This window comes from Gulosibacter sediminis (assembly GCF_023370115.1).
In the GTDB taxonomy this organism is placed as follows: domain Bacteria; phylum Actinomycetota; class Actinomycetes; order Actinomycetales; family Microbacteriaceae; genus Gulosibacter; species Gulosibacter sediminis_A.
Genome location: NZ_CP097160.1, coordinates 1,517,695 through 1,541,963, shown reverse-complemented (window position 1 = coordinate 1,541,963; position 24,269 = coordinate 1,517,695). Strand labels below are relative to the sequence as shown.

Sequence of the window (24,269 nt, the reverse complement as noted above, 5' to 3'; positions counted from 1 at the left end):
GATCGATTGGTGGGGGAGTGGAGTCGCCGGCTACTCGGGCTTACGGATGGTCCGACAGCGGCCGCGGAAGAGGGCGATGCGTTGTGCCTCGGTGTCGTCGGGGCCCTGCGCGAAGATCTCGATATCGCAGATGCCGCTTCGGGCCTGGTGCTGCATCGCGGCGCGAGCGGTGAGGGTTTGCCCCTGCTTCGCCTGGCGGAGGAAGTTGATGTCGACTCCCTGCGCGACCGTGATGGTGCCGTCGTCCTCGGGTGGATTGCACGCAAGAGCGAACGCCGTGTCGGCGAACGCGAACACCATGCCGCCGTGGGCGATCCCAAAACCATTGAGCATCTCCTGGCGAAGCTCCATCGCGATTTCGACCCGGCCGGGCTCGTACGAGAGCACGCGAATGCCCATCCACTTGCTCGCAGAATCGTCCTGCAGGATGCGGTGGGAGGACGCGAGCTCGTCGAACGTCGGGGTGGATTCGACAGCGGAATTGCTGGTGGTCGGCGACGGTGCCTGGGACATGGGTTCACTCCTTCGTGAATTCCTGAACAGTCTTACAGAAAATTCGAAATGTCGCTGGGAGTCGGCTGCTTGACCTTTCGAGTGAAGGACATATACTGAACGCACGTTCTGTAATTGCTGACGTGTAGTCGCGTGCGCCCACGCGGCCACCGCCAAGTCGAAGGAGACAAACAGTGACGAACAATGTGACCGAGCTGCCCGGCCGCGATGACCTCGACCTCGAGCGGGCGCAGGCCTATTTTGACCAGCTCATCGCCGATGACTCGCGCGTCGAGCCGGCCGACTGGATGCCCGACGCCTATCGCAAGACCCTCACTCGCCAGATGGCGCAGCACGCGCACTCCGAGATCATCGGCATGCAGCCGGAGGCAAACTGGATCACCCGTGCCCCGTCGCTGAAGCGCAAGGCGATCCTCACCGCGAAGGTGCAGGACGAAGCTGGCCACGGTCTCTACCTCTACTCGGCGGCGGAAACGCTCGGCACCCCGCGCGATGTCATGACCGAACAGCTCATCTCGGGCAAAGCGAAGTATTCTTCGATCTTCAACTACCCGGCTCGCACCTGGGCGGACATGGGCGCGATCGGCTGGCTCGTTGACGGCGCCGCGATCTGCAACCAGGTGCCGCTGTGCCGCTGCTCGTACGGCCCGTACGGCCGGGCGATGGTGCGCATCTGCAAGGAAGAGTCGTTCCACCAGCGCCAGGGCTGGGAGATCCTCTACTCGCTCTCGAATGGCACGGCCGCGCAGAAGCAGATGGCGCAGGAGGCCGTGAACCGCCTCTATGGCCCCGCGCTGCAGATGTTCGGCCCGCCCGACGACCAGTCGCCGAACTCGCAGCAGTCAATGGACTGGAACATCAAGCGCTTCTCGAACGACGTACTGCGACAGCGTTTCGTTGACATGATCGTGCCGCAGGCCGAGGCGCTCGGCCTCACGCTGCCCGATCCCGACCTCAAGTGGAACGAAGAGCGCGGCCACTACGACTTCGGCGAGCTCGACTGGACCGAGTTCTTCGATGTCATCAAGGGTCACGGCCCGGCGAACGCGCAGCGCCTCGCCCGCCGCAAGGAGGCGCACGAGAACGGCGCCTGGGTGCGCGAGGCCGCCGCGGCCTACGCCGCGAAGCAGGCCGAAGCCGCCACCCGCGTGGCCTAGCCAGAATTTGTATCTCGTTGCGGTGCCGCACCGCAACGACTCGATGGAGAGTGTGAAATGTCCGAAACGACCGAATCCGTTCAGCCCGCGGGCCGCAACGAGTGGCCGCTGTGGGAAGTGTTCGTCCGTTCGTCGCGTGGCCTGAGCCACGTGCACGCCGGCTCGCTGCACGCGCCCGACGAACACATGGCCCTGCGCAACGCGCGCGACCTCTACACCCGCCGCAACGAGGGCGTTTCGCTCTGGGTGGTGCGCAGCACCGACATCACCGCGAGTGACCCCGACCACAAGGACTCCTACTTTGAGTCGTCGCAGGGCAAGAACTTTCGCCACGCGACCTACTACACAAAGTCCGAAGGGGTGAAGCACCTATGAGCGGCTCGGGCTTTGATTCCGCGACCCTCATCTCGGCCGGCTATGCGCTCACGAGCGAGGAGCTCATCCAGCGCGACGTCAAGGCGAGCGAAGATGTCGCGCAGTACGCGCTTCGCCTCGGCGACGATGCGCTGATCCTTGCGCAGCGCAACCTCTGGTGGGTCGCCCGCGCTCCCGAGCTCGAGGAGGACATCGCGCTGAGCAACATCGCGCTCGACCTGCTCGGTCACGCGCGCGTGCTGCTCACCTACGCCGGCAGTGCGTGGGGCAAGAGCGAGGATGATCTCGCCTACTTCCGCGAGGAAGAGGAGTTCCGCAGCCTCCACCTCGTCGAGCTCGAGAGCGAAGACTTCGGCCGCACGATCGCCCGCCAGCTGGTGTGGGCGCACTACGGCTTCGAACTGTTCACCCGCCTGTCGCAGTCGCAGGATGAGATTCTCGCGGCCATCGCGCAGAAGGCCGCGAAGGAGTACGACTACCACGTCGACCACGCCGAGCAGTGGACGCTGCGACTCGGCATCGGCACGGAGGAGGCGAACGCGCGCCTGCAGGCCGGGCTCGATCACATCGCGCCGTACCTCGACGAGCTGTTCGAAGACGAGGAGCTGCACGATCGCCTCGAGGGCATCGCGCCGCGACCGTCCGAGCTGCGCGAGCCCGTCATGTCGCGCGTGACCTCGGTTCTGGCCGAGGCCGGCCTGACGCTGCCCGAGGTGCCACAGGCACTCACCGGTGGCCGCCGCGGCGAGCACCGCGAGGCGCTCGGTTACCTCCTCGCCGAGATGCAGGTGCTTGCACGGAAGCACCCCGGCGCGAGCTGGTAGGTGCGGGCATGAACACTCAGGTGCATCCCCACACTTCGACGAGGCCGCTCGACGCGCGCGCGGGCGCCGTCTGGGACATCGCGGCGCAGGTCGCCGACCCCGAGATCCCGGTGCTCTCGATCGCCGATCTCGGGATCCTGCGCGACGCGCTCGTCGCCGACGACGGCACGGCCCAGGTCATCATCACGCCCACCTATTCGGGCTGCCCCGCGATGGGCACGATCAAGCAGGACCTCCTGCACGCGCTTGAGTCGGCGGGCTACGCCGACCCCGAGGTGGTGCTCGTGCTGGCGCCGGCCTGGAGCACTGACTGGATTACCGATGAAGGCAAGCGAAAGCTCGCCGAGTACGGCATCGCGCCGCCGTCGGGTCAGTCGGCCGTCGGCGCTCAGCGTGGCGCGACGCGGCTCTCGCTGTCGGTGCGCTGCCCTCGCTGCGGGTCGATCCAAACCAATGAACTCAGCCGCTTCGGCTCCACCTCCTGCAAGGCGCTCTACCAGTGCGCCGAATGCAAGGAGCCCTTCGATTACTTCAAGGTGCACTAATGACTGCTACGAATCTCAACAAATCCGACTCTTCGGCCGGCGAAGGCGCCGGCACGGGCAAGCGTCGCGCCAAGTTTCACCCGCTCGAGGTGTCGCAGGTTCGCAGGCTTACCGACAGCGCCGTCGAGGTGAGCTTCGCCGTGCCGGCCGAACTGCAGGCCGAGTACGACTACGTCGCGGGCCAGTACGTCGCCCTGCGCGCCGAGATCGACGGCACCGAGATCCGCCGCAGCTATTCGATCTGCGAGGCGCCCACGCCTGGCGTGCTCAAGGTGGGTATTAAGAAGGACCTCGGCGGCGTCTTCTCGACGTGGGCGAACGAGGAGCTCAAGGCGGGGGAGACGCTCGAGGTGATGAGCCCCCAGGGCGCCTTCATCTCGCAGCACCGCCTCACCGGTATGAACGATGCCGAGGCCGTTTCGGGCGAGGCGCTCGCGGCTGGGCGCACGCACTTCGTCGCGGCCGCGGCGGGCTCGGGCATCACACCGATCCTCGCGATTGCGAAGACGCTGCTCGCGCATCCCGAAACCACCCTCGACCTCATCTACGCGAACCGGGCGGCGAGCGAGGTGATGTTCCTCGAGGAACTCGCCGACCTGAAGGACCGCTACCCCTCGCGTCTCGCGATCCACCACGTCCTCTCGCGCGAGCAGCGCCAGGCGCCGATCTACTCGGGGCGTATCGACGCCGACCGACTCGAGCAGATCTTCACGCACCTCATCGACGTCGACAAAGTCGACGAGTGGTTCCTCTGCGGGCCGTTCGAGCTCGTGCAACTCATCCGGGATGAGCTCGAGGGTCGCAATGTGCCGGCCGCGAAGGTGCGCTTCGAGCTGTTCTCGACCGGTCAGCCGGGCGAGGGCGCGCAGGGCAGCGCCGGTCGACCGGTCGAGGTCGACCCCGAGGGCGAGAACTTCGAGATCAGCTTCCAGCTCGACGGCCTCACCGGCGACGTGAAGTCGCCGAAGTCGGCGCGCGAGACGGTGCTCAACGCGGCGCTGCGCGTGCGCGCCGACGTGCCCTTCGCCTGCGCCGGGGGCGTCTGTGGCACGTGCCGCGCCAAGGTCACCGAGGGCACCGTCGACATGGCCGAGAACTACGCGCTCGAGGCCGACGACGTCGAGCGCGGCTACGTGCTCACCTGCCAGTCGCGACCGACGAGCGATCGCGTCGCCGTGGACTTCGACGCCTAGGAGGCGAGCCGTGATTACGACCCTGACCACCGAGCGCGTGACCGAGATTGTCTTGGATGCGCCCGAGCGGCTCAATTCGCTCGGCTTCGGCGACCTCGTGGAGCTCGCGGCGGCGATCCGGACGGCGGCCTCGACCGTCGACTCGGGTGAGATCGGCGCGCTCGTGCTGCGCGGCGAGGGCCGCGCGTTCTGCGCCGGGCGCGACATCTCGGGCGTCGACCCGGCCGAAGACGACGTCATCGGCTACCTCGAGGGTGGCGTTGAGGCGGTCATGCGGGCGCTCAGCGAGTTTCCCGCCCCCACCTTCGCCGCGGTACAGGGTGCCTGCCTCGGCGTCGGGCTCGGGCTCGCGCTCGCGTGCGACGTCGTCTACGTCGCCGAGCGGGCGAAGCTCGGCTCGCCGTTCGCGAACCTCGGGGCGACGCTCGACTCGGGCGGGCATTGGCTGTTCACGGAGCGCCTAGGGCCGCACCGCACCCTCGACCTCATCTATACGGCCGAGTTCATGAGCGGTCGCGAGGCCGTCGAGCAGGGGCTGTTCAGTCGTTGGGTGGCCGACGACGAGCTGCTCGAGTTCACTCGGACGCGCGCCGCAAAGGCGGCGTCGGGGGCCCGGCTCGCGTTCAACGCATCGAAGGAGCTCGTGCAGCAGATCCGCGACCAGCGCGTCGGACTGTGGAAATCGATGTCGGCAGAAACCCACGCGCAGGCCGAGCTGTGCGCTACCGAGGACTACCGCGAGGGTTTCGCGTCGTTCCAGGAGAAACGCAGGCCCACCTTCACGGGCCGCTGACGAGCGCCGACTAGGCGGGCTCGCCCATCGCGCGGCCCACGTACGCAACCGTGCCCTCAAGCTTGGTGCCCGACGCATCCCGGCGGGCCACCGGTTCGGGGAGCTGGCGGATCGCGCCGTCCTTCGCGTTCGCGTGCGCGGGGCTGGGGCCGACCCAGCCGACCGCGAGGGCGGATTCGCCCCGCACGAAGCGCTGCGCGCGAACGCCGCCCGTGCCGCGGCCCTTTGCCGGGTATTCGGCGAGCGGCGTGAGCTTCGCGCTGCCCTCGACGTCGGCAAACAGCGCCTCGTCGCTCGGCGGCTCGGCGATGGTCACGACGACGGCATCGTCGCGCTGCGCCTCGGTCACGACCGAGAAACCAATGACGCGCGCGCCGTCGCTGAGGCGAACGCCGGCCATGCCGCCCGCGCCGATGCCCTGCGGGCGCACGTTCGAGGCCGCGAACCGCAGCAGCTGCGCATCCGAGGTGACGAACACGAGGTCGTCGGCGTCGTCGGCGCGCGCGGCGCCCACGACCTCGTCATCGCCCTTGAGCGCGATGGCCGAGAGCTCGTGCTGCTTGCCCCACTCCGCGGGGTTGACGCGCTTGACGACGCCGTTGCGGGTGCCGATCGCGAGCGGGGTCGACACGCTCAACGGCACGAGGCCCACGATGCGCTCGGTCTTGTCGGTGATGCCGAAGTAGTCACGGGCCACGACGCCGCCCGTGAGCAGCACCGAGCTGGCGGGCGCGGCGGGTAGCGACACGGCGGTCATGCGGTAGACAATGCCGCGGTTCGTCACGGCACCGATGTCGCTCAGCGTCGTGGTCGAGATCTCGGCGAGAATCGCGTCGTGCTTTGTGCGGCGTTTCGGGCGCACAAACGGCTCGTCCTCGGCCACGTTGACGCGCAGGATGCGTCCACTCGCTGAGAAGATGACTCGCGTCGGGTCGTCGCTCGACTGCAGCGACACCTCGCCTGACTTCGCGCTCTGCTTGGCCGCGCGAATCTCGGTGTCGTCGGCGATGAGCACGGTGCGGCGCGGGGTCGCAAACTGGTCGGACGTGTCGGCCAGCTCCTGGCTGACCGCCTGGCGCAGCAGCTGCTCGTCGGCGAGGAGCGCCTCGAGCTCGGCGATCTTGCGGCGCAGCTCGTCGGCCTCGGTCTCGAGTTCGATGCGGGAGAACTTCGTGAGGCGACGCAGGCGCAGCTCGAGGATGTACTCGGCCTGGCGCTCCGAGAGGTCAAAGACGAGCATGAGTCGGCTGCGCGCCGCCTCGGCATCGTCGGACGACCTGATGATCTCGATGACCTCGTCGATGTCGACGAGCGCGATGAGTAGGCCGTCGACGAGGTGCAGGCGGTCCTTGTGCTTGTTGAGGCGGAACTGGCTGCGGCGCCGCACGGCGCTGATGCGGTGCTTGAGATAGACGTCGAGCATCTCGCGCAGGCCGAGCGTCTTCGGCGCGGTGTCGACGATCGCGACGTTGTTGATGTGGAACGAGTCTTCGAGCGGCGTGTGCCGGTACAGCTGCTCGAGCACCGCCTCGGGCGCAAAGCCGGTCTTGAGCTCGATGACGAGCTTGAGGCCCGACTTGCGGTCGGTGAGGTCGGTCACCTGCGAGATGCCGGCGAGCTTCTTCGACTGCACGCCCTGCTTGATCTTCTCGATGACCTTCTCGGGGCCGACCAGGTAGGGCAGTTCGGTCACGACGATGCCGAGGCGGCGCGCCGTGACGTGCTCGATCGAGGCCGTCGCACGCATCGTGAACGAGCCGCGGCCGTTCGCGTAGGCGTCGCGCACGCCGTCGAGGCCGACGATGCGGGCGCCGCCCGGCAGGTCGGGGCCCGGCACATGCTCCATGAGTTCCTCGAGCGTGGCATCGGGATGCGCGAGCAGGTGCCGCGCGGCCGAGATCACCTCGCCGAGGTTGTGGGGCGCCATGTTCGTCGCCATGCCGACGGCGATGCCGGAGGCACCGTTGACGAGCAGGTTTGGCCACGCCGAGGGCAGCACCTCGGGCTGCTGCAGCGAGTTGTCGTAGTTCGGCACGAAGTCGACGACGTCTTCGTCGAGCGATTCGGTGAGGGCGAGTGCCGCGGCGGTGAGGCGGGCCTCCGTGTAACGGGGCGCCGCGGGGCCGTCATCGAGCGAGCCGAAGTTACCGTGGCCGTCGACGAGCGGCACTCGCTGCACGAAGGGCTGCGCGAGGCGCACGAGCGCGTCGTAGATCGCCGAGTCGCCGTGCGGGTGCAGCTTGCCCATGACGTCGCCGACGACGCGGGCCGACTTCACGTGCCCGCGGTCGGGCCGCAGGCCCATCTCGGTCATCTGGTAGAGGATGCGCCGCTGCACTGGCTTGAGGCCGTCGCGGGCGTCGGGCAGCGCGCGTGAGTAGATGACCGAGTAGGCGTACTCGAGGTACGATCCCTGCATCTCACTCGAGACGTCAACGTCTTCAATGCGTTCGCCGTTTGCGCCCGTCGCCATTAGTTGCATCCACCTGCCTTGTCGCACGCCAAAACGGCGTTCCGGCCGGGCATTGCGAGTGTGAAAAGATACTCAGATGCCGTTTACGTTAGTGGAATCACCGGGTGATCAGCCGCTCCTCGCCGACGTGTTGCCGGATTGCCTTGCCGCGATGGGCGCACCTTCGCCAGGCGCGAGCGGGCGGCTCGACTTGCCCGAGGTGCGTGGCGTCATCGTGATTCTCGTCGACGGGCTCGGCGCGCATCAGCTGCGCGCCCGCTCGGGACACGCGCGCACGATCACGCGCGCCTGGAACGACGGCACCGCCCAGAGCTTCCCCTCGACCACGGTCTCGGGCATCACGTCGCTCACGACCGCGAGCCGCGCCGGCGCGCACGGCATGGTCGCCTACTCGGTCTGGGACCGCGAGCAGCGAATGTACCTGAATCAGCTCTCGGGCTGGGGCGAACACATGCCGCCCGACACCTGGCAGCTGTGCGACACCATATTCGAGACGGTGCGTGGCGCCAGCCACGTGGTCGTCTCGGTCGAGGACTATCGCGACTCCGGGCTCACCCTCGCGAGCCTCCGCGGCGCCGACTACCTCGGGGCCGAGACCATGCTCGAGCGCAGCGAGGTCGCCGCACAGGCGGCGCGCGAGCTCGCGCATCCGCTCATTTACCTCTACCACGCCGAGCTCGACCAGACCGGCCATTCGCAGGGCTGGGAGTCGGATGCGTGGACGGCCCGACTCGAGGAGCTCGACGCCTCGATCGACCGCCTGCTCGAGCTCGTGCCGGACGACATCGGCATCCTGCTGCTCGCCGACCACGGCATGGTCGACATTCCCCGCGAACGACAGCGCGACATCGACGACGCCCTGCCGAGCGACGTGGTTGCCGTCGCGGGGGAGCCGCGGCTGCGGCACATCTACCTGCCCGATGACGCGACCGACCTCGATCGCGAGGTGCTCACGAGTCGCTTGCGTGCGGCCGAGGGCGACCTTGCCGTTGCGCTCACCCGCGACGAGGCCATCGCGCGTGGCTGGTACGGCGACGACGTCGACCCCGAGGTGTTCGACCGCATTGGTGACGTCGTGCTCGCTGCGGTCGGCGACGTCTCGTACTACGTGCGCCCCATGCCAGCCAGCATGCGTCAGATGATCGGCCAGCACGGCTCGATCACCCCGGAAGAGACGACGGTGCCGCTCGTGCGCCTCGGGGCGTTCGCGCGCTAGCGATCAACTCGAGCCGCGGCGATTAGTCGTCGGTGCGAGTGCCGAAGACGATTTCGTCCCACGTGGGCATCGCCGGGCGCGCGCCCGTGCGCTTGCGCGACTGCGACGGCGCCTGTTCGGCCTCGTCGACCGCGAGGTCGAGCTGGTTCGCGTCCTCCTCGGGGGCAACCGGATCGTGTTCGGGGTCGACCTCAGCCTCGGGCTTTGCCTGGGTCTCGTCGGGCTGCGCGCTCGCGGCCGCGAACGGCGTCACGCGTGCCTGTGGCTCGCTGGCGTCGGCCGGGCGGTCGATGACGAGCTCGTCGTCGTCCTGGTACTCGGCCATCTCGTCGTAGACGGTGTGCTGGCGCTCGCCGCGGCGGCGGCGCAGCTGCTCGAGCAGGTCGGCGGTCTCGTAGGTCGTGGCCGAGCTTGTGGCCTCGCTCGCCTCGGGTGCCGCGGGGGCATCCTTCTCGGCGACCGGAATCACGCCCTCGGGATGCTCGTGGGCGACGGCGCGCAGGTGCGGCCCGCGCATGCCCTGCACCTCGCCCTGCTGCGACAGCGTGACCGCCGCGGGGGAGTCGGGGCGCAGGGCGTGGCCCTTCGTGTCGAACTTCCACAGCGCGTGGCGCTCGACGTCGCCGGTGACGAAGTTGAGGCCGACGTGCCAGCCGGTCTCGGGGTCGCGCCAGGCATCCCAGCGCACCTGTCGGGCCTCGAGCTGCTCGAGGCGGGCGTCGATTGCGACGCCGAAGTTCGTGGCCTCGCTCGAGAGCGGGTCAACCTGCTGCTGCAGGCGCACCGGCACCCCTCGGGCCTGTTCGACGATGTAGCCGCGCTCTGCGATGATCGGCGCCTCGAAGCGCTCGACCGTCTCGCGGTCGGCGCCGGTCTCGGCGACGACCTCGTCGACCGTGTGGCCGGCGCGAATCAGCTGCTGGATCTCACGCGGCGGCACCTTCGGGCCGGCGCTGCGCACCTGGCGTTGCGGCCGGAGTGCGGCCTGCAGCGTGTCGTCGACACGAAGGCGGAATCGGTCACCGTTTTCGTTGGTGGCGAGAATCCAGCCGTCCTCGACGCTGACGAACCGCAGTTCCTGCATTTGAGCCTCCTCTATCGCCGAAAAGCTTCACAGATAAGCCCGAGAGAGTGCGGCAAATGGCGCGCGCGCCGCCGAAATATTCGCTCTCAGCGAGTTCCGCCCAAGGTCGCGTTGCGCGAGCGGCAAATGTCGTGCATAATTGCGCGCCAGCAGGGGTGTTTCCCTGCCACGTTCTTGAGCTATTGGATGGTAATGGCAACTGACTACGATGCCCCTCGTAAAACAGAAGAAGACACCGACTCGATCGAAGCGCTGAAGGAACGAGTTCCCGCCTCGGCTTCCGCGAATGTCGACATCGATCAGGGTGATGGTGTTCACGGGTTTGACCTGTCGGACAGCGATCTCAGCGACATTGAGCTCGAGACCGTCGTGATTCCGCCACAGGCCGACGAATTCACCTGCATGGAGTGTTTCCTTATCAAGCACCGCTCGCAGCTCTCGTCGCACTCGACGCAGGGCAACCCCGTCTGTAAGGACTGCGCCGGCTAACGCATCGCCCGCAGTTTCAGTGGCTCAGCTTCGCTTCGGCAGCTGAGCCACTGCCGTTTCCAGGGCCTTCGCGAGCTCCTGGGGGCGGCGGGTCGAGAACAGCCAGTAGGGGATCGGGTCGCGCTCGTCGGTGATCTCGACGCGCACGCTCGTGCGCACCCAGCCGCGCAGGCTCGTCCAGGCCCGCGCATCCAGCCCCGGCCCCGCCGCCTGACGGGCGGCCTGCACGGTTTCGTTCGCTGTGATCTGGCCGACATAGCGCAGCGGAATTTGGGCGGCGCCGACGCGCAGGGTCGAGTCGCTCACTTCGATGACGGGGGAGCCGCTCACGAGAAAGGCGACGTAGCCGCCGTAGAGGGCGACGCCGAGAATCACGCCAACGAGGGAGTTGATTGGCAGAAATACCACGATCATCGCCGGCACAATGAGTACCCCGGCGATGTACATCCAGAGGGACGGGGAGACTCGTTCGCGGTAATTCACTCTGCTATGCAATCACCGTCACCGCGTGGAATCCTGAGTTCTCGATGCTCGATTCATTAGAGCTTTCATCGGGTCGACTAGCCTACGTAGCGTGAGTGGCCACTACGACATCCCCTTTACCGGCACCCGGCCTTACCGGGCGAATCCGAACGACGCTGGCGCCGATCTGCTCTCCGCTGAGGAGCTCACGCTCCAGCCCGGTGAGCGAGCGCTGGTGGGCACCGGCACCGCGATTGCGCTGCCGAGCGGCACCGTCGGGCTCGTCGCGCCGCGCTCGGGTCTCGCCGCGAAGCACGGCATCACGATCGTGAATGCGCCGGGCGTGATTGACGCGGGATATCGTGGCGAGCTCAAGGTTTCGCTGCTGAACACGGATGCTCGCGAGCCGTACACGATCAACGTGGGCGACCGCATCGCCCAGCTATTGGTATTGCCGATTCCCGCCGTCGCGTTCTCGCAGGTGGATGCGTTGCCCGAGGGCGAGCGCGGGGAAGCAGGATTCGGCTCGAGCGGATACGCGCACGCCGCGACCGCGACGCACGCAGGAGAGGAGCCCGTGAATGGGTCTGTTTGACATGTTCCGCAAGCAGGAGGACGTGCCGAAGGCGGAGAAGCTCGTGGTCGAGGACGACGAGCTCGAGGTCGATGCCGAGGCCGACGAGGAGGAGCCCGAGGAGTTCGAGAAGGAGGCCCCGGCGGATCGTGCCGAGGAGGGACCCTTCGACGAGTCGGAGGCCGACGCCGCGACCAACCCGGGCGGCTACATCGACTTTGGTGCCCTGCGCATTCCTGCCCGCGAGGGGCTCGCGCTGCGCCTCGAATTTCTCGAGAAGACGCGCCGAGTCATCGCCGTCGCGCTCGACCTCAACGGCTCAACGCTGCAGGTGCAGGCGTTCGCTGCGCCGCGCTCGTCGGGCATCTGGGCGGATGTGCGCGGCAAGCTCAAGACGACGGTCGCGAAGCAGGGTGGCGAGGTGACCGAGGTTGAGTGCGAGCTCGGCACGGCGCTGCACACGTTCCTGCCTCAGGTGGCCAACCAGAAGGGCCAGGCGGTGCGCCGCGGCGCGTTCTTCTACGGTGTCGACGGGCCGCGGTGGTTCCTTCGCGGCGTCGTGAGCGGCGCCGCGACCCGCGACGACGAGAAGCTTGAGGAAATGCTCGCACTGTTCCGCGGCGTCATCGTGGTGCGCGGCGGTCGTGCCGCGCCGCCCCGCGACCTGCTTGAGCTCACGGTGCCGAAGGCGATGGCCGAACAGATGCAAAAACAGGCCGCCGCGCAGGCCGCGAAGCGCAAGCTGCAGGCGTAGCGAGGTTGTGACGAGATGAGCGACGAAGCGCGCGACGGCGACGCGACCGCCGAGGGTCCGGGCGGCGAAGAGCTCCAGCAGAAGCTTGGTGCGGCCGCGCGCAACTCGGCGCTTGGCCGCGTTGCTGAGACCGACTCGATGTCGGCGGCCCTGCTCACGGCGATGGGCGGATGGCGCGGGCTCGTCGAGGCGCTGCTGCCGGGCATCGCGTTCCTCGTGCTCTACGTGCTCACGAAGGACCTCTGGGTGTCGGTGGGCGTGCCCGCCGTGATCGGCCTCGCGTTCGTGATCGTGCGCCTCGTGCGGCGCGAGCCGGCCGCATCCGCCGTCGGTGGCCTACTCGGGCTCGTTGTCTCGGGCTTCCTCGCGCTGCGCAGCGGCGAGGGCACGCAGTACTTCGTCGTCGGCTTCTGGACCAACGGCGCCTACGCGGCCGGGCTCGTGCTGTCGATGCTCGTGCGCTGGCCCATCGTCGGCGTCATCTCGGGTTTCCTGTTTGGTGACGGCACGAAGTGGCGCTCCTCGAGGCGGCTCATGTGGTGGATGCAACTGGCCACCGGCGTCTGGGTCGCGTTCTTCCTCGCTCGCCTCGCGGTGCAGCTGCCGCTGTATTTTGCCGGCGCTGTCGAAGCCCTCGGTGTCGCCCGACTCGTCATGGGGGCACCCCTCTTTGCGCTCGTGATCGTGCTCACGGTGCTGTTCGTTCGCGCCGTATACCAAACGGCATCCGACCCCGCCAAGTCAGGCGAACCTAAGCAGAACCTGGCCGACGAATGAACTCGTCGCACCCCCAAATACGGTAAGATCTCTCTAAGTCGAGATATCTTCCGGCAAGTCAAAGATTAGGAGCATCGTGACTGCTATCAATAGTTTCGGCGCCAAAGACGTTCTGAACGTCGAGGGCACCGATTACGAGATTTTCCGCATCGACAAGGTTGCCGGCTACGAGAAGCTGCCCTTCAGCCTCAAGGTGCTGCTCGAGAACCTCCTTCGCACCGAAGATGGCGCGAACGTGACGGCGGAGCAGATCAAGGCCCTCGGCTCGTGGGATGCCTCGGCCGAGCCGAACACCGAGATCCAGTTCACCCCGGCCCGCGTGGTGATGCAGGACTTCACCGGCGTGCCCTGCATCGTCGACCTCGCCACCATGCGCGAGGCCGTGAAGGACCTCGGCGGCGACCCCGAAACGATCAACCCGCTCGCGCCCGCCGAGCTCGTGATCGACCATTCGGTCATCGCCGAGCTCTTCGGCAGCGACGACGCCTTCGAGCGCAACGTCGAGATCGAGTACCAGCGCAACGGCGAGCGCTACCAGTTCCTCCGCTGGGGCCAGGGCGCGTTCGACGACTTCATGGTCGTGCCTCCGGGGACCGGCATCGTGCACCAGGTGAACATCGAGTACCTGGCTCGCGTCGCCTTCGTGCGCGAGGTCAACGGCGTCAAGCAGGCCTACCCCGACACCCTCGTCGGCACCGACTCGCACACCACCATGGTGAACGGTCTCGGCGTGCTCGGCTGGGGCGTTGGCGGCATCGAGGCTGAGGCGGCCATGCTCGGCCAGCCCGTGTCGATGCTCATCCCCAAGGTCGTCGGCTTCAAGCTCAACGGCTCGATCCCCACCGGCGTGACCGCGACCGACGTCGTGCTCACGATCACCGACATGCTGCGCCAGCACGGCGTCGTTGGCAAGTTCGTCGAGTTCTACGGTGAGGGTGTCGGCCAGGTGCCGCTCGCGAACCGCGCCACCATCGGCAACATGTCGCCCGAGTTCGGTTCGACCGCCGCGGTCTTCCCGATCGACGACGAGACGCTGAACTACCTCCGCTTCACCGGCCGCTCGGAAGAGCAGGTCAAGCTCGTCGAGGCGTACGCCAAGGAGCAGACGCTCTGGCACGACGCCGCCAACGAGCCGAACTTCTCGGAGTACCTCGAGCTCGACCTCTCGACCGTCGTCGCGTCGATCGCCGGCCCCCGCCGCCCGCAGGACCGCATCGAGCTCGACAACGCGAAGACGCAGTTCGAAAGCGACCTAAACAACTACGCTTCGGAGGCTTCGAAGCCTGTCACCGTCACCAACAACGGCGCCGAGTTCGAGCTCGACCACGGCCACGTCGGCATCGCCGCGATCACCTCGTGCACGAACACCTCGAACCCCTCGGTCATGATGGCCGCGGGCATCCTCGCCCGCAACGCGGTCGAGAAGGGCCTGCAGTCGAAGCCGTGGGTGAAGACCACGCTCGCACCGGGTTCGAAGGTCGTCACGAACTACTACGACAAGTCGGGTCTCACGAAGTACCTCGACGACCTCGGGTTCTACCTCGTCGGCTATGGCTGCACCACCTGCATCGGTAACTCGGGCCCGCTCGACCAGCCGATCTCGGAGGCCATCAACGACAACGACCTCGCCATCACGGCAGTGCTGTCGGGTAACCGTAACTTCGAGGGTCGCATCAACCCCGACGTGAAGATGAACTACCTCGCGTCGCCGCCGCTCGTCGTGGCCTACGCCCTCGCCGGTTCGATGGACTTCGACTTCGAGAACCAGCCGCTCGGCCAGGACTCGGAGGGCAACGACGTCTTCCTCGCCGACATCTGGCCCGACGCGGCCGAGGTGCAGCAGGTCATCGACGAGTCGATCGACACCGACATGTACACGAACGAGTACGCCTCGGTCTTCGAGGGCGACGAGCGCTGGCGCTCGCTGCCGACCCCGGCCGGCTCGACGTTCGAGTGGGACTCGGAGTCGACCTACGTGCGCAAGCCGACCTACTTCGATGGCATGACCCTCGAGCTCACCCCGGTGGCCGACATCGCCGACGCCCGCGTGCTCGTCAAGCTCGGCGACTCGACCACGACCGACCACATCTCGCCCGCGGGTTCGATCCCGGCCGCGAGCCCGGCAGGTCAGTACCTTACCGAGCACGGTGTCGAGCGTCGTGACTTCAACTCGTACGGCTCGCGCCGCGGTAACCACGAGGTCATGATTCGCGGTACCTTCGCGAACATTCGCCTGAAGAACCAGCTCCTCGATGGCGTCGAGGGTGGCTACACCCGCGACTTCACGCAGGCCGACGGCCCGCAGTCGTTCATCTACGACGCGGCGCAGAACTACGCCGAGCAGGGCACCCCGCTCGTCGTGCTTGGCGGCAAGGAGTACGGCTCGGGCTCGTCGCGTGACTGGGCTGCCAAGGGCACGAGGCTGCTCGGCGTTCGCGCCGTCATCGTCGAGAGCTACGAGCGCATCCACCGCTCGAACCTCATCGGCATGGGCGTTGTGCCGCTGCAGTTCCCGGCTGGCGAGTCGGCCGCGTCGCTCGGCCTCGACGGCACCGAGTCGTTCTCGATCACGGGCCTCGAAGAGCTGAACAACGGCACCACCCCGAAGACGGTGCACGTCGTCGCGACCCCGACCGAGAACTCGGAGGCCGGTCGCGAGCCGGTCGAGTTCGACGCCGTCGTGCGCATCGACACGCCCGGTGAAGCCGACTACTACCGCAACGGCGGCATCCTGCAGTACGTGCTGCGCTCGCTCGTCGCGAACAAGTAGTTCTCCGCATACCGCGTCGGCGGGTAGCCTTAAGGGCTGCCCGCCGACGCGGTTTCCCACGCGCGGGCGGTAGAGTTACTGCTTACGTGAAGAAGGGAGTCCGAATGGCGGAGCAGCTCTTGCCATCGATCAAGGGGCCCCGAGATCTTGACCGTCTCTCGCAGGCGGAGCTCGAGCAACTGGCGGAAGAACTCCGCGCGTTCCTGATCGAGCACGTCAGTCGTACCGGCGGGCACCTTGGCCCGAACCTCGGCGTGGTCGAACTGACGCTCGCGATTCATCGCGTCTTCGACTCACCCAAGGATGCCGTGGTGTTCGACACGGGGCACCAGTCGTATGTGCACAAGCTGCTCACCGGGCGTCAGAACTTCGACGAGCTGCGTGAGCGCGGCGGCCTCGCCGGCTACCCGCAGCGCGCCGAGTCCGAGCACGACATCGTCGAGTCGTCGCACGCGTCGAGCTCGCTGAGCTGGGCCGACGGCATCTCCAGAGCCTGGCAGCTTACCGGTCAGGGCGAACGCGGGGTGGTCGCCGTCGTTGGCGACGGCGCGCTGACGGGCGGCATGACCTGGGAGGCGCTGAACAACATCAGCGACGACAACTCGCGCCGCCTCGTCATCGTCGTCAACGACAACGGCCGCTCCTACGCGCCAACGATCGGCGGCATGGCCCGCTTCCTCAACCGCGTGCGTACCGACCGCACCTACACGAGTCTCCAGAAGTCGTCCGACCGCGCCTTCTCGCGCTTCGGTGGGAAGTTCGGCCGCAGCGTCTACCGAGCGGTGCGCGGCGGCCTGCACGGCTTCCTCTCGCGCTTCACGAACAATGATTCGCTCTACTCGAACCTCGACATCAAGTACCTCGGCCCGATCGACGGCCACGACGAGCGCGCGGTCGAAGAAGCGCTGCGCCAGGCCCGCGACTACGGGCAGCCCGTGATCGTGCACGTCATCACTGAAAAGGGCCACGGCTTCAAGCCGGCTACCGACGACATGAACGATCAGTTCCATGCCGTCGGCCAAATCGACCCGATCACGGGCGAGCCGGTGGCCGAGTCAAGCGGGCAGTCGTGGACCGCGGTGTTCGGCGACGAACTGGTCAAGGTCGCCGACGAACGCGACGACGTCGTGGGCATCACCGCGGCAATGCTGCGCCCGGTCGGGCTCGAGCCGCTGGCGAAGAAGTACCCGAAGCGCGTGCACGACGTCGGCATTGCCGAGCAGCACGCAGTCACCTCGGCGGCCGGCATGGCGTTCGGCGGCCTGCACCCGGTCGTCGCGATCTACGCGACATTCATGAACCGGGCGTTTGATCAGGTGCTCATGGACGTTGGCCTGCACCACGCGCCGGTCACGTTCGTGCTCGATCGCGCTGGCGTCACCGGCCCGGACGGGCCGAGTCACCACGGCATGTGGGACTTGGCGTTGCTGCAGATCGTGCCGGGCATTCGGCTCGCCGCACCGCGCGACGCGACCCGACTGCGCGAGGAATTCCGCGAGGCGATCGCCATCGAAGACGGCCCGACCGTGCTGCGGTATTCGAAGGGCAAGGTGGGCGACGAGGTCGAGGCCGTGCGTCGGCTCGACGACGGCGTCGACGTGCTGCGCGTCGGCAGCCGGGCGGATGTGCTCATTGTCGCCGTCGGCCCGATGGCGAGCACCGCGATCGAGGTCGCGAAGCACGTCGAGGCGCAGGGCATCGGCGTCACCGTGGTCGACCCGCGCTGGGTCGTGCCCGTGCCCGAGAGCGTCATCGCACTCGCCGACGAGCACCGGCTCGTCATCACGCTCGAGGACGGCATTGTCGTCGGCGGCATCGGCACCCGCGTGCGCCAAGACCTCCGCGCGGCCGAGGTCGACACGACCGTGACCGAGCTGGGCCTGCCCGACGAGTTCCTCGACCACGCGAGCCGCGGTCAGATTCTCGAGGATGCGGGGCTCACACCCCAGCAGATTGCGCGCAACGTCGTGGCGCAGGTGCTCGGGTCACGCGTGCCGCACGCGCGACCCGAACGCGCCGGAACCGCCGCTACGCCGGAAAGTCTGCTTCCCCCTCGGCAAGCACCTCACCAGTAATCGTGAGCCGGGTGCCGACTGCGCGGATGCGCGCATCCGTGAGCTCGATGCCCGCGGGCAGCTGCTCGTTGATCGCGATGGTTTCGGGGATGCGCCCGTCGCGCAGCACGATGCGCTCGATGGCCTTGTAGGCGAGCGCGAGCACGGGGTTCTTGCTCGAGAACTTCACCTGCTTGATGTGCAGCACCATGTTGTCGTCGACGACCGCGTGGGCGTCAACGATGATGCTCGCGCGCACGATGCCGTAACCGCAGCGCATGGCGATGCGCACGTTCGCCTCGCGGTCGTTCGGGGTTTCGACTTCGGGCGTGAACTCGAGCAGCTTCACCTTCGCGTCGGCACGCTCGAGCACCTCGCGGGCGAGGGGTTCGAAGTCGCGCGTGTCGACCTCGAACTCGGCCGAGGCGTGGCCCGGCTTGCCGTCGGCCGACTTGAGGTGCTCGACCCAGAGGCCGCCCTTCGCGTCCTCGAGCCAGGCGTAGCGCACGTTTTCGGCCGAGCCGGTGGCCTTGAGCTCAAGCGGCCCGAGCTTGAGGGGCTGGGCCGAGAAGGATGCGGCATCGACCTGCACGACGGTGGGCACGAACGGCGTGGCGGGCTCGTCGGGCACCTCCTGCTCGCGCTCCTTCGCCTGCTCGGCGAGCTGGCGGGGGCTGAGCTGCGTGCCCGAGAGGTCGAGGGCGAGCCGCTCGATGTGCGTGCCCTCGTCGTGCACCTCGCTCGTCATGCCGATGGCGTCGACCTGCGCGCGGGTCAGCGCGCCATCCGCGGCGATGACGTCGCGCAGCAGGGCGTGCAGCGATTCCGAGTCGGTGGGGCGGCTGGCATCAATGAGGTATTCACGCATGCCTCGACGCTAGCCGACGGCGGTAGCCGCAAAACTGGGTCGGGAAACGAAGCGGGCCGACTCCCGCTGGGGGAGTCGGCCCGTTCTCGGATGCCGCTTAGCGCTCCGCCGCGCCGCGAATCGTCGGGGTGTGGAACGTGCCGCCGAACGCGCGCTCGCTGGCACCCACGCGGTCGAGGTACGGCGTGATGCCGCCATCGAGCAGCGGGAAGCCGGCGCCGAGGATGAGGCACAGGTCGATGTCTTCGGGGGCGGTGACGACGCCCTCGTCGAGCATGATCTTGATCTCCTCGGCGAGCCCGGTCTCGAGCCGCTCGCGCAGCTGCTCGGCGGTCATCGGAGTCTTGCCCTCGGTGCCGACGACCTTCTCAAACTCCTTCGTGTAGCCCTTCGCGCGGCCCTTGCCGTCGCGCTCGATGAGCTTCGCGCCCGAGTCGGCCAGCGCATCCAGGTTCTTCGACTCGAAGAAGCGGTCGGGGAACGGGGTGTGGTGCGAGGTGAGCACGTGCGCGCCGACCTTGAGGCCAACGAGCTCGAGCAGCTCGAACGGCGTCATCGGCAGACCGATGGGGTCGGAGGCGTGGTCGACAACCGCGATCGGGGTGCCGGTGTCGACGGCGTGCATGGCCTCGCCGAGCACCTTGGCGAGCACACGGTTCACCACGAAGCCCGGGCGGTCGGTGGTGATGACCGCGTTCTTCTTGAGGTTCTTCGCGACCTGCATCGCCGTCGCGAGGGTGGCCTCGTTCGTCTTCGCGGCGTTGACCACCTCGACGAGCGGCATGACCGCGACCGGGTTGAAGAAGTGGAAGCCGACGAGTCGCTCCGGGTGGCGGAGCTTCGAACCGATCTCGTCCACCGAGAGCGAGGAGGTGTTCGTCGCGAGAATCGCTTCTTCCGAGACGATGTTCTCGAGGTCGCCGAAGACCTCCTGCTTCACCGAAACCTCTTCGAACACGGCCTCGATCACCCAGTCGCAGTCGGCGAACTCGCTGCGGTCGGTCGTGCCCGTCACGAGGGCCGTGAGCCGGTTGAACTCATCGGAATCGAGCCGACCCTTGTCGCGCAGCTTCTCGAGCTCGGCATGCACGTTCGCGACGCCGCGGTCGACGCGCTCCTGGTCGAGGTCGGTCATGACGACGGGCACCTTGAGGCGGCGCACGAACAGCGTCGCAAACTGGCTGGCCATGAGGCCCGCGCCGACGATGCCGACCTTCGTGACCTTGCCGGCGAGTGCCTTGTCGGGGGCGCCCTCGGGGCGCTTCGCCCGGCGCTGCACAAGGTCGAAGCCATACATCGACGCCATGAACTGGTCGCCCGAGATGAGGTCGGCGAGGGCCTCGTTCTCGGCCTCGAAGCCGCGGGCGAGGTCGTTGTGCTTTGCGAGGGCGATGATGTCGAGGGCACGGTAGGGGGCCTTCGGCACGGTGCCGAGGCGCTCCTCAACCGACTTGCGCGCGATCTTCACCGCGATGTCCCACTTCGTGACGCGCTCGATCTTGCCGGGCTCGTTCGGGCACTTGACGGCCTCGCCGCCGAGCACCGCATCCGCGAACTTCAGCGAGTCTTCGAGGAAGTTGACCGGCGCGATGAGGCGGTCGACGAGGCCGAGCTCGAGGGCCTGCTTCGGCTTGAGCGTGCGGTTCATCTTGAGCGGGTTCTCGATGATGACCTTGAGGGCATTCTCGATGCCGATCAGGTTCGGCACGAGGGTGGCGCCACCCCAGCCGGGCACGAGGCCGAGGTAGACCTCGGGCAGGGCGATGGCCGGCGTGGAGGCGTCGATCGTGCGGTAGGTCGAGTGCAGCGCAACCTCGACGCCACCGCCGAGGGCGAGGCCGTTGACGAACGCAAAGCTCGGCACACCGAGGTCGCCGAGCAGGCCGAGCGCGTGGTGCCCGATCTCGCCCATGAGGCGCGCAACATCGCGGCTCGGGATGCGGTCGACGAGCGAGAGGTCGGCGCCGGCGGCGAAGCTGAAGCGCTTGCCGGTGATGGCGACGGCGTCGATCTCGCCGGCGGCGGCGCGGGCGCGCAGCGACTCAAGCGTCTCGCCGAGCGCGGCGAGCGTGTTCGGGCCGAGCGTGTTCGGGCGCTTGTAGTCCTTGTTGTTGTCGAGGGTGATGAGGGCGAGGGTGCGGCCGGATGCGAGGCGCACGTCGCGCACCTTCGCCTCGGTGATGACCTCGGCCTCGGCGGCCGGCTCGAGCAGCGCTGCGTACTTGCTGCGGTCAAACTTGGGGAACTTCACTTGTTCTGCCTACTTTCCTGCTCGCGCGTGCTTCTTGCCGTTCCAGGACGGGTTCTCCCAGATGATCGTGCCGCCCTGGCCGAGGCCGACGCAGAGCGCGGTGACGCCGTAACGCACCTCGGGGAACTGCTCGAACTGGTTCGCGAGCTGCATCATGAGGCGCACGCCGCTCGCCGCGAGCGGGTGGCCGAGGGCGATCGCGCCGCCGAATCGGTTGACCGCGGGGTCGTCGTCGGCGATGCCGAAGTGGTCGAGAAACGAGAGCACCTGCACTGCAAAGGCCTCGTTGAGCTCGAACAGGCCGATGTCGTCGATCTTGAGGCCGGCACGCTTGAGTGCCTTCTCGGTCGAGGGGATGGGGCCGAGGCCCATGACCTCGGGCTCGACGCCCGCGAACGCGAACGACACCATCTTCATGCGCGACTTGAGGCCGAACTCCTTGAGCGCGTCGTCCGACACGAGGATCGACGCGGTGGCGCCGTCGGTGAGGGGCGAGGCGTTACCGGCGGTGACGCGACCGTGCGGGCGGAACGGCGTCTTGAGGCCGGCGAGGCCCTCCATCGTCGTGTCGGGGCGGAGGTGCTCATCGCGGTCGGCGAGCCCCCAGCCGGACTCGCTCTCGATGGCGACGGGCACGAGGTCACGCGCAAAGTTGCCGTCCTGGTACGCCTTCGCGGCCTTCTGCTGCGAGGCGAGCGCGAAGCGGTCGGCGCGCTCCTTCGTGTACTGGGGGTAGCGGTCGTGCAGGCGCTCGGCCGTGTTACCCATGTTCAGCGCCTCGGCGTCGACGAGCTGCTCGGAGAGGAAGCGGGGGTTCGGGTCGACGCCCTGGCCCATCGGGTGGTGGCCCATGTGCTCGACGCCGCCGGCGATGACGACGTCGTTCTGGCCGAAGCCGATCGTCGAACCCATGAGGGCCGACGCGGTGAGGGCGCCCGCGCACATGCGCTCGATCGCGAGGCCGGGCACGTTGAGCGGCAGGCCCGCGAGAATCGCAGTGGTACGGCCGAGGGTGAGCCCCTGGTCGCCCTGCTGCGTCGTCGCCGCGATTGCGACGTCGTCATAGCGGTCGACCGGAATCTGCGGATTGCGGTCGATGAGGGCCTTCATCGCCTTCACCGCCAGATCGTCGGCACGAGTTCCCCAGTACATGCCCTTTTCGCCAGCGCGGCCAAACGGCGTGCGCGTGCCGTCAATGAAATGGACCTCTGATCCGGTCACTATTCCTCCTCGTGGTCCGCATCGTTACGGACCGTTGTGATCAGGGCGAGCCTACCGAGGAGAGATGTCGGAATCCGTAGCGTCTTGGGTGGCCTCGACAAACGACCTCGCGATAACGGGGGTCGTCATGTCGACCTGCCACTGTCGCGCGCCCAAATTTCTGAGTTCACTCCGAATTTCGGATTCGGTGTTGGCCGTGCCGTCCCAAGCGAGCTGCCGAAGCAGGGATGGGGTGAGCAGGTTCTCGGTCGGTAGATGGAGCTCTTCGGCGAGTTCCGCGACGGCGGGGCGCGCCGCGCTCACGCGGGCGAACGCCTCGGGGCGCTTCTGTTCCCACGCCTTGAGCGGGGGGAGCCGATTGGAATCCGGCGCGGCACGCTTCGGCGGCGCGGGATTCTCGCGGCCCGCCGCGACGGCGTCCCACCACCGATCGAGCTGCGAGCGGGACTGCTTGCCGGTGAAGTCGCTCATCGAGCCGAGCTGCCCCTTTGACCGGGGCTGGGCCTTCGCGACGGCGAGCACGGAGCGATCGGGAATGATGCGCCCGGGCGCCGTGTCGGTTTCGCGCGCGTAGGCGTCGCGGCTGAGCCAGAGCTCGCGGGCGATCGCGAGGGCGCGCGGCGAGCGCAGCTGGTGGACGCCCGAGAGCGAACGCCAGCGTTCCGGGTCGGCGTCGGGCTCGAGTGCGAGGTGCTTGACGGGGTTGAGCGGGCGCTGCAGTTCGTCCGCGAACTCCTCGCGCGCCCAATCATCCTTGCCCGCATCCGTCAGCCGCCTTGCCAGCTCATCCCGCACATCCACGAGGAGCTCGACGTCGAGCGCGGCGTACGCGAGCCACTCTTTCGGCAGCGGGCGCACCGACCAGTCATCGGCCGAGTGTGCCTTTGCGAGTTCGATGCCGAGCAGCTCTTGCACGACCGCGCCGAGCCCGACCCGGTCCATGCCGAGCAGCCGTGCGGCGAGCTCCGTGTCGAAGAGGTGGGTCGGGGTGAGGCCGATGTCGCGCATGCAGGGGAGATCCTGCGTCGCGGCGTGGAGGATCCACTCGTCGTCGGCGATGACCTCGGTCACCGACTTCAGCGAGCCGAACGGGATGGGGTCGATGAGCAGCGTGCCGGTGCCCCGGCGGAAGATCTGGATGAGGTAGGCGCGGTCAGAGTACCGGTAGCCCGAGGCGCGCTCGGTGTCGATCGCGATCGGTCCCGTGCCCTCCTCGAGCCGGCCGAGCGCGTCGCTCAGGGCGATGTGCGTGTCGATAACCTCGAGCCCGCCGCGCTCGAGGCGCTTGCCATCAACCGCGGCCATGTTCACGCGCCGCGTGCCGCAGGATCGCGACGTCCTGGGAATCGACCGGCGGCAGCCCCGCGAGCATGCACAGGAGCGTTGACCACGCCTCGACGTGCGCCGCGAGGTCGGAATTCTGCGGGGTCCACGAGGCGCGCATCTCGATTTGCGAGCCCTCGCCCTGCTCGGTGAGCTCGCCAAAGCCCTTCGAGTTCACCACCGTGACGGTGCCCGAGGGGAAGCGATAGTCGGCACCGTTCTCGTCGAGGGCGTCGACGAGCCACGACCAGGCGACCTCCGGCAGCATGGCGTCGCCGCCAATGTCGGTCTCGAGCGGGGCCTGCGCGAAGCACACGACGCGGAAGTCGCCGCGCCACGCATCCGGCTCGGAAGGGTCGTGCAGCAGGATGAAGCGGCCCGTGCCGAGCTGAGAGTCGCCCTCCAGGTTGCCGGGACTAACATCGGCTGCGAGCGCCAACGCGTGCGGTGCAAGACCCTCGGGTGATCGGATTTCCTGCACCCGTAAGTCGCTGCGAAACTCGACAGCTCGAATTGACTCGACTGCCATGTCGAACGCTACGGGCACCGGATG

General features: G+C 67.7%; 22 protein-coding genes. 13 read left to right on the top strand and 9 right to left on the bottom strand.

The genetic code is table 11. The features are described from left to right. Positions 1–30 precede the first annotated feature (30 nt). Positions 31–513 (bottom strand): PaaI family thioesterase, encoded by a 483-nt coding sequence (locus M3M28_RS07160; protein ID WP_249385818.1) that lies wholly within the window; start codon positions 511–513, stop codon positions 31–33. A gap of 173 nt (positions 514–686) precedes the next feature. Here M3M28_RS07160 and paaA point away from each other — a divergent pair, with 173 nt between their 5' ends. Genes paaA through M3M28_RS07130 form a run of 6 tightly spaced genes read left to right on the top strand, consistent with a single transcriptional unit; the run spans position 687 to position 5,400 of the window. After that, positions 687–1,670 (top strand): 1,2-phenylacetyl-CoA epoxidase subunit PaaA, encoded by a 984-nt coding sequence (gene paaA / locus M3M28_RS07155; RefSeq protein ID WP_431193831.1) that lies wholly within the window; start codon positions 687–689, stop codon positions 1,668–1,670. Between the two features lie 57 nt (positions 1,671–1,727). Then, complete coding sequence (paaB, locus tag M3M28_RS07150) at positions 1,728–2,045, top strand: 1,2-phenylacetyl-CoA epoxidase subunit PaaB (RefSeq protein ID WP_193127771.1); 318 nt, start codon at positions 1,728–1,730, stop codon at positions 2,043–2,045. Next, positions 2,042–2,869, top strand: coding sequence for a 1,2-phenylacetyl-CoA epoxidase subunit PaaC (gene paaC, locus M3M28_RS07145; protein ID WP_249385817.1), 828 nt, complete (start codon positions 2,042–2,044; stop codon positions 2,867–2,869). Before paaB ends, paaC begins: the two co-directional genes overlap by 4 nt. A gap of 8 nt (positions 2,870–2,877) precedes the next feature. Continuing rightward, positions 2,878–3,414, top strand: a complete 537-nt coding sequence (paaD, locus tag M3M28_RS07140) for a 1,2-phenylacetyl-CoA epoxidase subunit PaaD (protein WP_249385816.1) — start codon at positions 2,878–2,880, stop codon at positions 3,412–3,414. After that, entirely contained in the window at positions 3,414–4,607 is a 1,194-nt protein-coding gene (gene paaE, locus M3M28_RS07135) for a 1,2-phenylacetyl-CoA epoxidase subunit PaaE (RefSeq protein WP_249385815.1), read from the top strand. Before paaD ends, paaE begins: the two co-directional genes overlap by 1 nt. Before the next feature lie 10 nt (positions 4,608–4,617). Beyond that, a complete protein-coding gene (locus tag M3M28_RS07130) occupies positions 4,618–5,400 on the top strand; it encodes an enoyl-CoA hydratase/isomerase family protein (protein ID WP_431193830.1) in 783 nt (260 codons plus the stop codon). Positions 5,401–5,410: 10 nt separating this feature from the next. On the opposite strand, the gene M3M28_RS07125 is transcribed toward M3M28_RS07130, so the two are convergent. Next, positions 5,411–7,873: a DNA gyrase/topoisomerase IV subunit A gene (locus tag M3M28_RS07125; protein ID WP_249385814.1), complete on the bottom strand. Its 2,463-nt coding sequence runs from the start codon at positions 7,871–7,873 to the stop codon at positions 5,411–5,413. Positions 7,874–7,949: 76 nt separating this feature from the next. Here M3M28_RS07125 and M3M28_RS07120 point away from each other — a divergent pair, with 76 nt between their 5' ends. Then, complete coding sequence (locus M3M28_RS07120; RefSeq protein ID WP_249385813.1) at positions 7,950–9,089, top strand: alkaline phosphatase family protein; 1,140 nt, start codon at positions 7,950–7,952, stop codon at positions 9,087–9,089. A gap of 22 nt (positions 9,090–9,111) precedes the next feature. Here the strand turns inward: M3M28_RS07120 and sepH are convergent, their stop codons facing one another. Beyond that, entirely contained in the window at positions 9,112–10,173 is a 1,062-nt protein-coding gene (gene sepH / locus M3M28_RS07115) for a septation protein SepH (RefSeq protein WP_249385812.1), read from the bottom strand. A gap of 192 nt (positions 10,174–10,365) precedes the next feature. Between sepH and M3M28_RS07110 the strand changes: the two genes are divergently transcribed. Further along, positions 10,366–10,662 (top strand): DUF4193 domain-containing protein, encoded by a 297-nt coding sequence (locus M3M28_RS07110; protein ID WP_125105800.1) that lies wholly within the window; start codon positions 10,366–10,368, stop codon positions 10,660–10,662. Between the two features lie 24 nt (positions 10,663–10,686). Here M3M28_RS07110 and M3M28_RS07105 read toward each other — a convergent pair whose 3' ends face one another. Continuing rightward, entirely contained in the window at positions 10,687–11,145 is a 459-nt protein-coding gene (locus M3M28_RS07105) for a DUF3093 domain-containing protein (RefSeq protein WP_249385811.1), read from the bottom strand. 91 nt (positions 11,146–11,236) lie between these two features. Between M3M28_RS07105 and dut the strand changes: the two genes are divergently transcribed. The 5 genes from dut (at position 11,237) to dxs (ending at position 18,074) form a co-directional block, all read left to right on the top strand. Beyond that, the gene (dut, locus tag M3M28_RS07100; protein ID WP_249385810.1) at positions 11,237–11,719 is read left to right on the top strand and encodes a dUTP diphosphatase; all 483 of its coding nucleotides are present in this window, start codon (positions 11,237–11,239) and stop codon (positions 11,717–11,719) included. After that, positions 11,706–12,452, top strand: a complete 747-nt coding sequence (locus tag M3M28_RS07095) for a DUF3710 domain-containing protein (protein ID WP_249385809.1) — start codon at positions 11,706–11,708, stop codon at positions 12,450–12,452. Before dut ends, M3M28_RS07095 begins: the two co-directional genes overlap by 14 nt. Positions 12,453–12,467: 15 nt before the next feature. Continuing rightward, a complete protein-coding gene (locus tag M3M28_RS07090) occupies positions 12,468–13,229 on the top strand; it encodes a DUF3159 domain-containing protein (RefSeq protein ID WP_249385808.1) in 762 nt (253 codons plus the stop codon). 76 nt (positions 13,230–13,305) lie between these two features. Further along, positions 13,306–15,999 carry an aconitate hydratase AcnA gene (acnA, locus tag M3M28_RS07085; RefSeq protein WP_431193829.1) on the top strand — a complete coding sequence of 898 codons (2,694 nt, stop codon included), beginning with the start codon at positions 13,306–13,308 and terminating at the stop codon, positions 15,997–15,999. A gap of 104 nt (positions 16,000–16,103) precedes the next feature. Further along, positions 16,104–18,074, top strand: a complete 1,971-nt coding sequence (gene dxs / locus M3M28_RS07080; protein WP_249385807.1) for a 1-deoxy-D-xylulose-5-phosphate synthase — start codon at positions 16,104–16,106, stop codon at positions 18,072–18,074. On the opposite strand, the gene M3M28_RS07075 is transcribed toward dxs, so the two are convergent. The 5 genes from M3M28_RS07075 to M3M28_RS07055 all read right to left on the bottom strand — a co-directional run bounded on the left by M3M28_RS07075 (position 18,028) and on the right by M3M28_RS07055 (position 24,245). Then, positions 18,028–18,921, bottom strand: coding sequence for a hypothetical protein (locus M3M28_RS07075; protein ID WP_249385806.1), 894 nt, complete (start codon positions 18,919–18,921; stop codon positions 18,028–18,030). The two genes, dxs and M3M28_RS07075, sit on opposite strands and share 47 nt — an antisense overlap. Positions 18,922–19,018: 97 nt before the next feature. Then, on the bottom strand, positions 19,019–21,172 hold the full coding sequence (locus tag M3M28_RS07070; protein WP_249385805.1) for a 3-hydroxyacyl-CoA dehydrogenase NAD-binding domain-containing protein: 2,154 nt from the start codon (positions 21,170–21,172) through the stop codon (positions 19,019–19,021). A 9-nt stretch (positions 21,173–21,181) separates the two neighbouring features. Then, the gene (locus M3M28_RS07065) at positions 21,182–22,324 is read right to left on the bottom strand and encodes a thiolase family protein (RefSeq protein ID WP_431193867.1); all 1,143 of its coding nucleotides are present in this window, start codon (positions 22,322–22,324) and stop codon (positions 21,182–21,184) included. Between the two features lie 120 nt (positions 22,325–22,444). Then, positions 22,445–23,698, bottom strand: coding sequence for a ribonuclease D (locus tag M3M28_RS07060; protein ID WP_249385804.1), 1,254 nt, complete (start codon positions 23,696–23,698; stop codon positions 22,445–22,447). Continuing rightward, positions 23,685–24,245: a DUF3000 domain-containing protein gene (locus M3M28_RS07055; RefSeq protein WP_249385803.1), complete on the bottom strand. Its 561-nt coding sequence runs from the start codon at positions 24,243–24,245 to the stop codon at positions 23,685–23,687. The genes M3M28_RS07060 and M3M28_RS07055 overlap by 14 nt, the downstream gene beginning before the upstream one ends. Between the last annotated feature and the right edge of the window lie 24 nt (positions 24,246–24,269).

Bases quoted from the DNA above. Each gene is read 5' to 3' on its own strand.
- paaD (WP_249385816.1), top strand. From the start codon at position 2,878: ATGAACACTCAGGTGCATCCCCACACTTCGACGAGGCCGCTCGACGCG.
- sepH (WP_249385812.1), bottom strand. From the start codon at position 10,173: ATGCAGGAACTGCGGTTCGTCAGCGTCGAGGACGGCTGGATTCTCGCC.
- dxs (WP_249385807.1), top strand. From the start codon at position 16,104: ATGGCGGAGCAGCTCTTGCCATCGATCAAGGGGCCCCGAGATCTTGAC.
- paaC (WP_249385817.1), top strand. From the start codon at position 2,042: ATGAGCGGCTCGGGCTTTGATTCCGCGACCCTCATCTCGGCCGGCTAT.
- M3M28_RS07075 (WP_249385806.1), bottom strand. From the start codon at position 18,921: ATGCGTGAATACCTCATTGATGCCAGCCGCCCCACCGACTCGGAATCG.
- M3M28_RS07065 (WP_431193867.1), bottom strand. From the start codon at position 22,324: ATGTACTGGGGAACTCGTGCCGACGATCTGGCGGTGAAGGCGATGAAG.
- M3M28_RS07125 (WP_249385814.1), bottom strand. From the start codon at position 7,873: ATGGCGACGGGCGCAAACGGCGAACGCATTGAAGACGTTGACGTCTCG.
- M3M28_RS07090 (WP_249385808.1), top strand. From the start codon at position 12,468: ATGAGCGACGAAGCGCGCGACGGCGACGCGACCGCCGAGGGTCCGGGC.
- paaB (WP_193127771.1), top strand. From the start codon at position 1,728: ATGTCCGAAACGACCGAATCCGTTCAGCCCGCGGGCCGCAACGAGTGG.
- M3M28_RS07120 (WP_249385813.1), top strand. From the start codon at position 7,950: ATGCCGTTTACGTTAGTGGAATCACCGGGTGATCAGCCGCTCCTCGCC.
- M3M28_RS07160 (WP_249385818.1), bottom strand. From the start codon at position 513: ATGTCCCAGGCACCGTCGCCGACCACCAGCAATTCCGCTGTCGAATCC.
- M3M28_RS07095 (WP_249385809.1), top strand. From the start codon at position 11,706: ATGGGTCTGTTTGACATGTTCCGCAAGCAGGAGGACGTGCCGAAGGCG.
- M3M28_RS07060 (WP_249385804.1), bottom strand. From the start codon at position 23,698: ATGGCCGCGGTTGATGGCAAGCGCCTCGAGCGCGGCGGGCTCGAGGTT.
- M3M28_RS07055 (WP_249385803.1), bottom strand. From the start codon at position 24,245: ATGGCAGTCGAGTCAATTCGAGCTGTCGAGTTTCGCAGCGACTTACGG.
- paaE (WP_249385815.1), top strand. From the start codon at position 3,414: ATGACTGCTACGAATCTCAACAAATCCGACTCTTCGGCCGGCGAAGGC.
- M3M28_RS07110 (WP_125105800.1), top strand. From the start codon at position 10,366: ATGGCAACTGACTACGATGCCCCTCGTAAAACAGAAGAAGACACCGAC.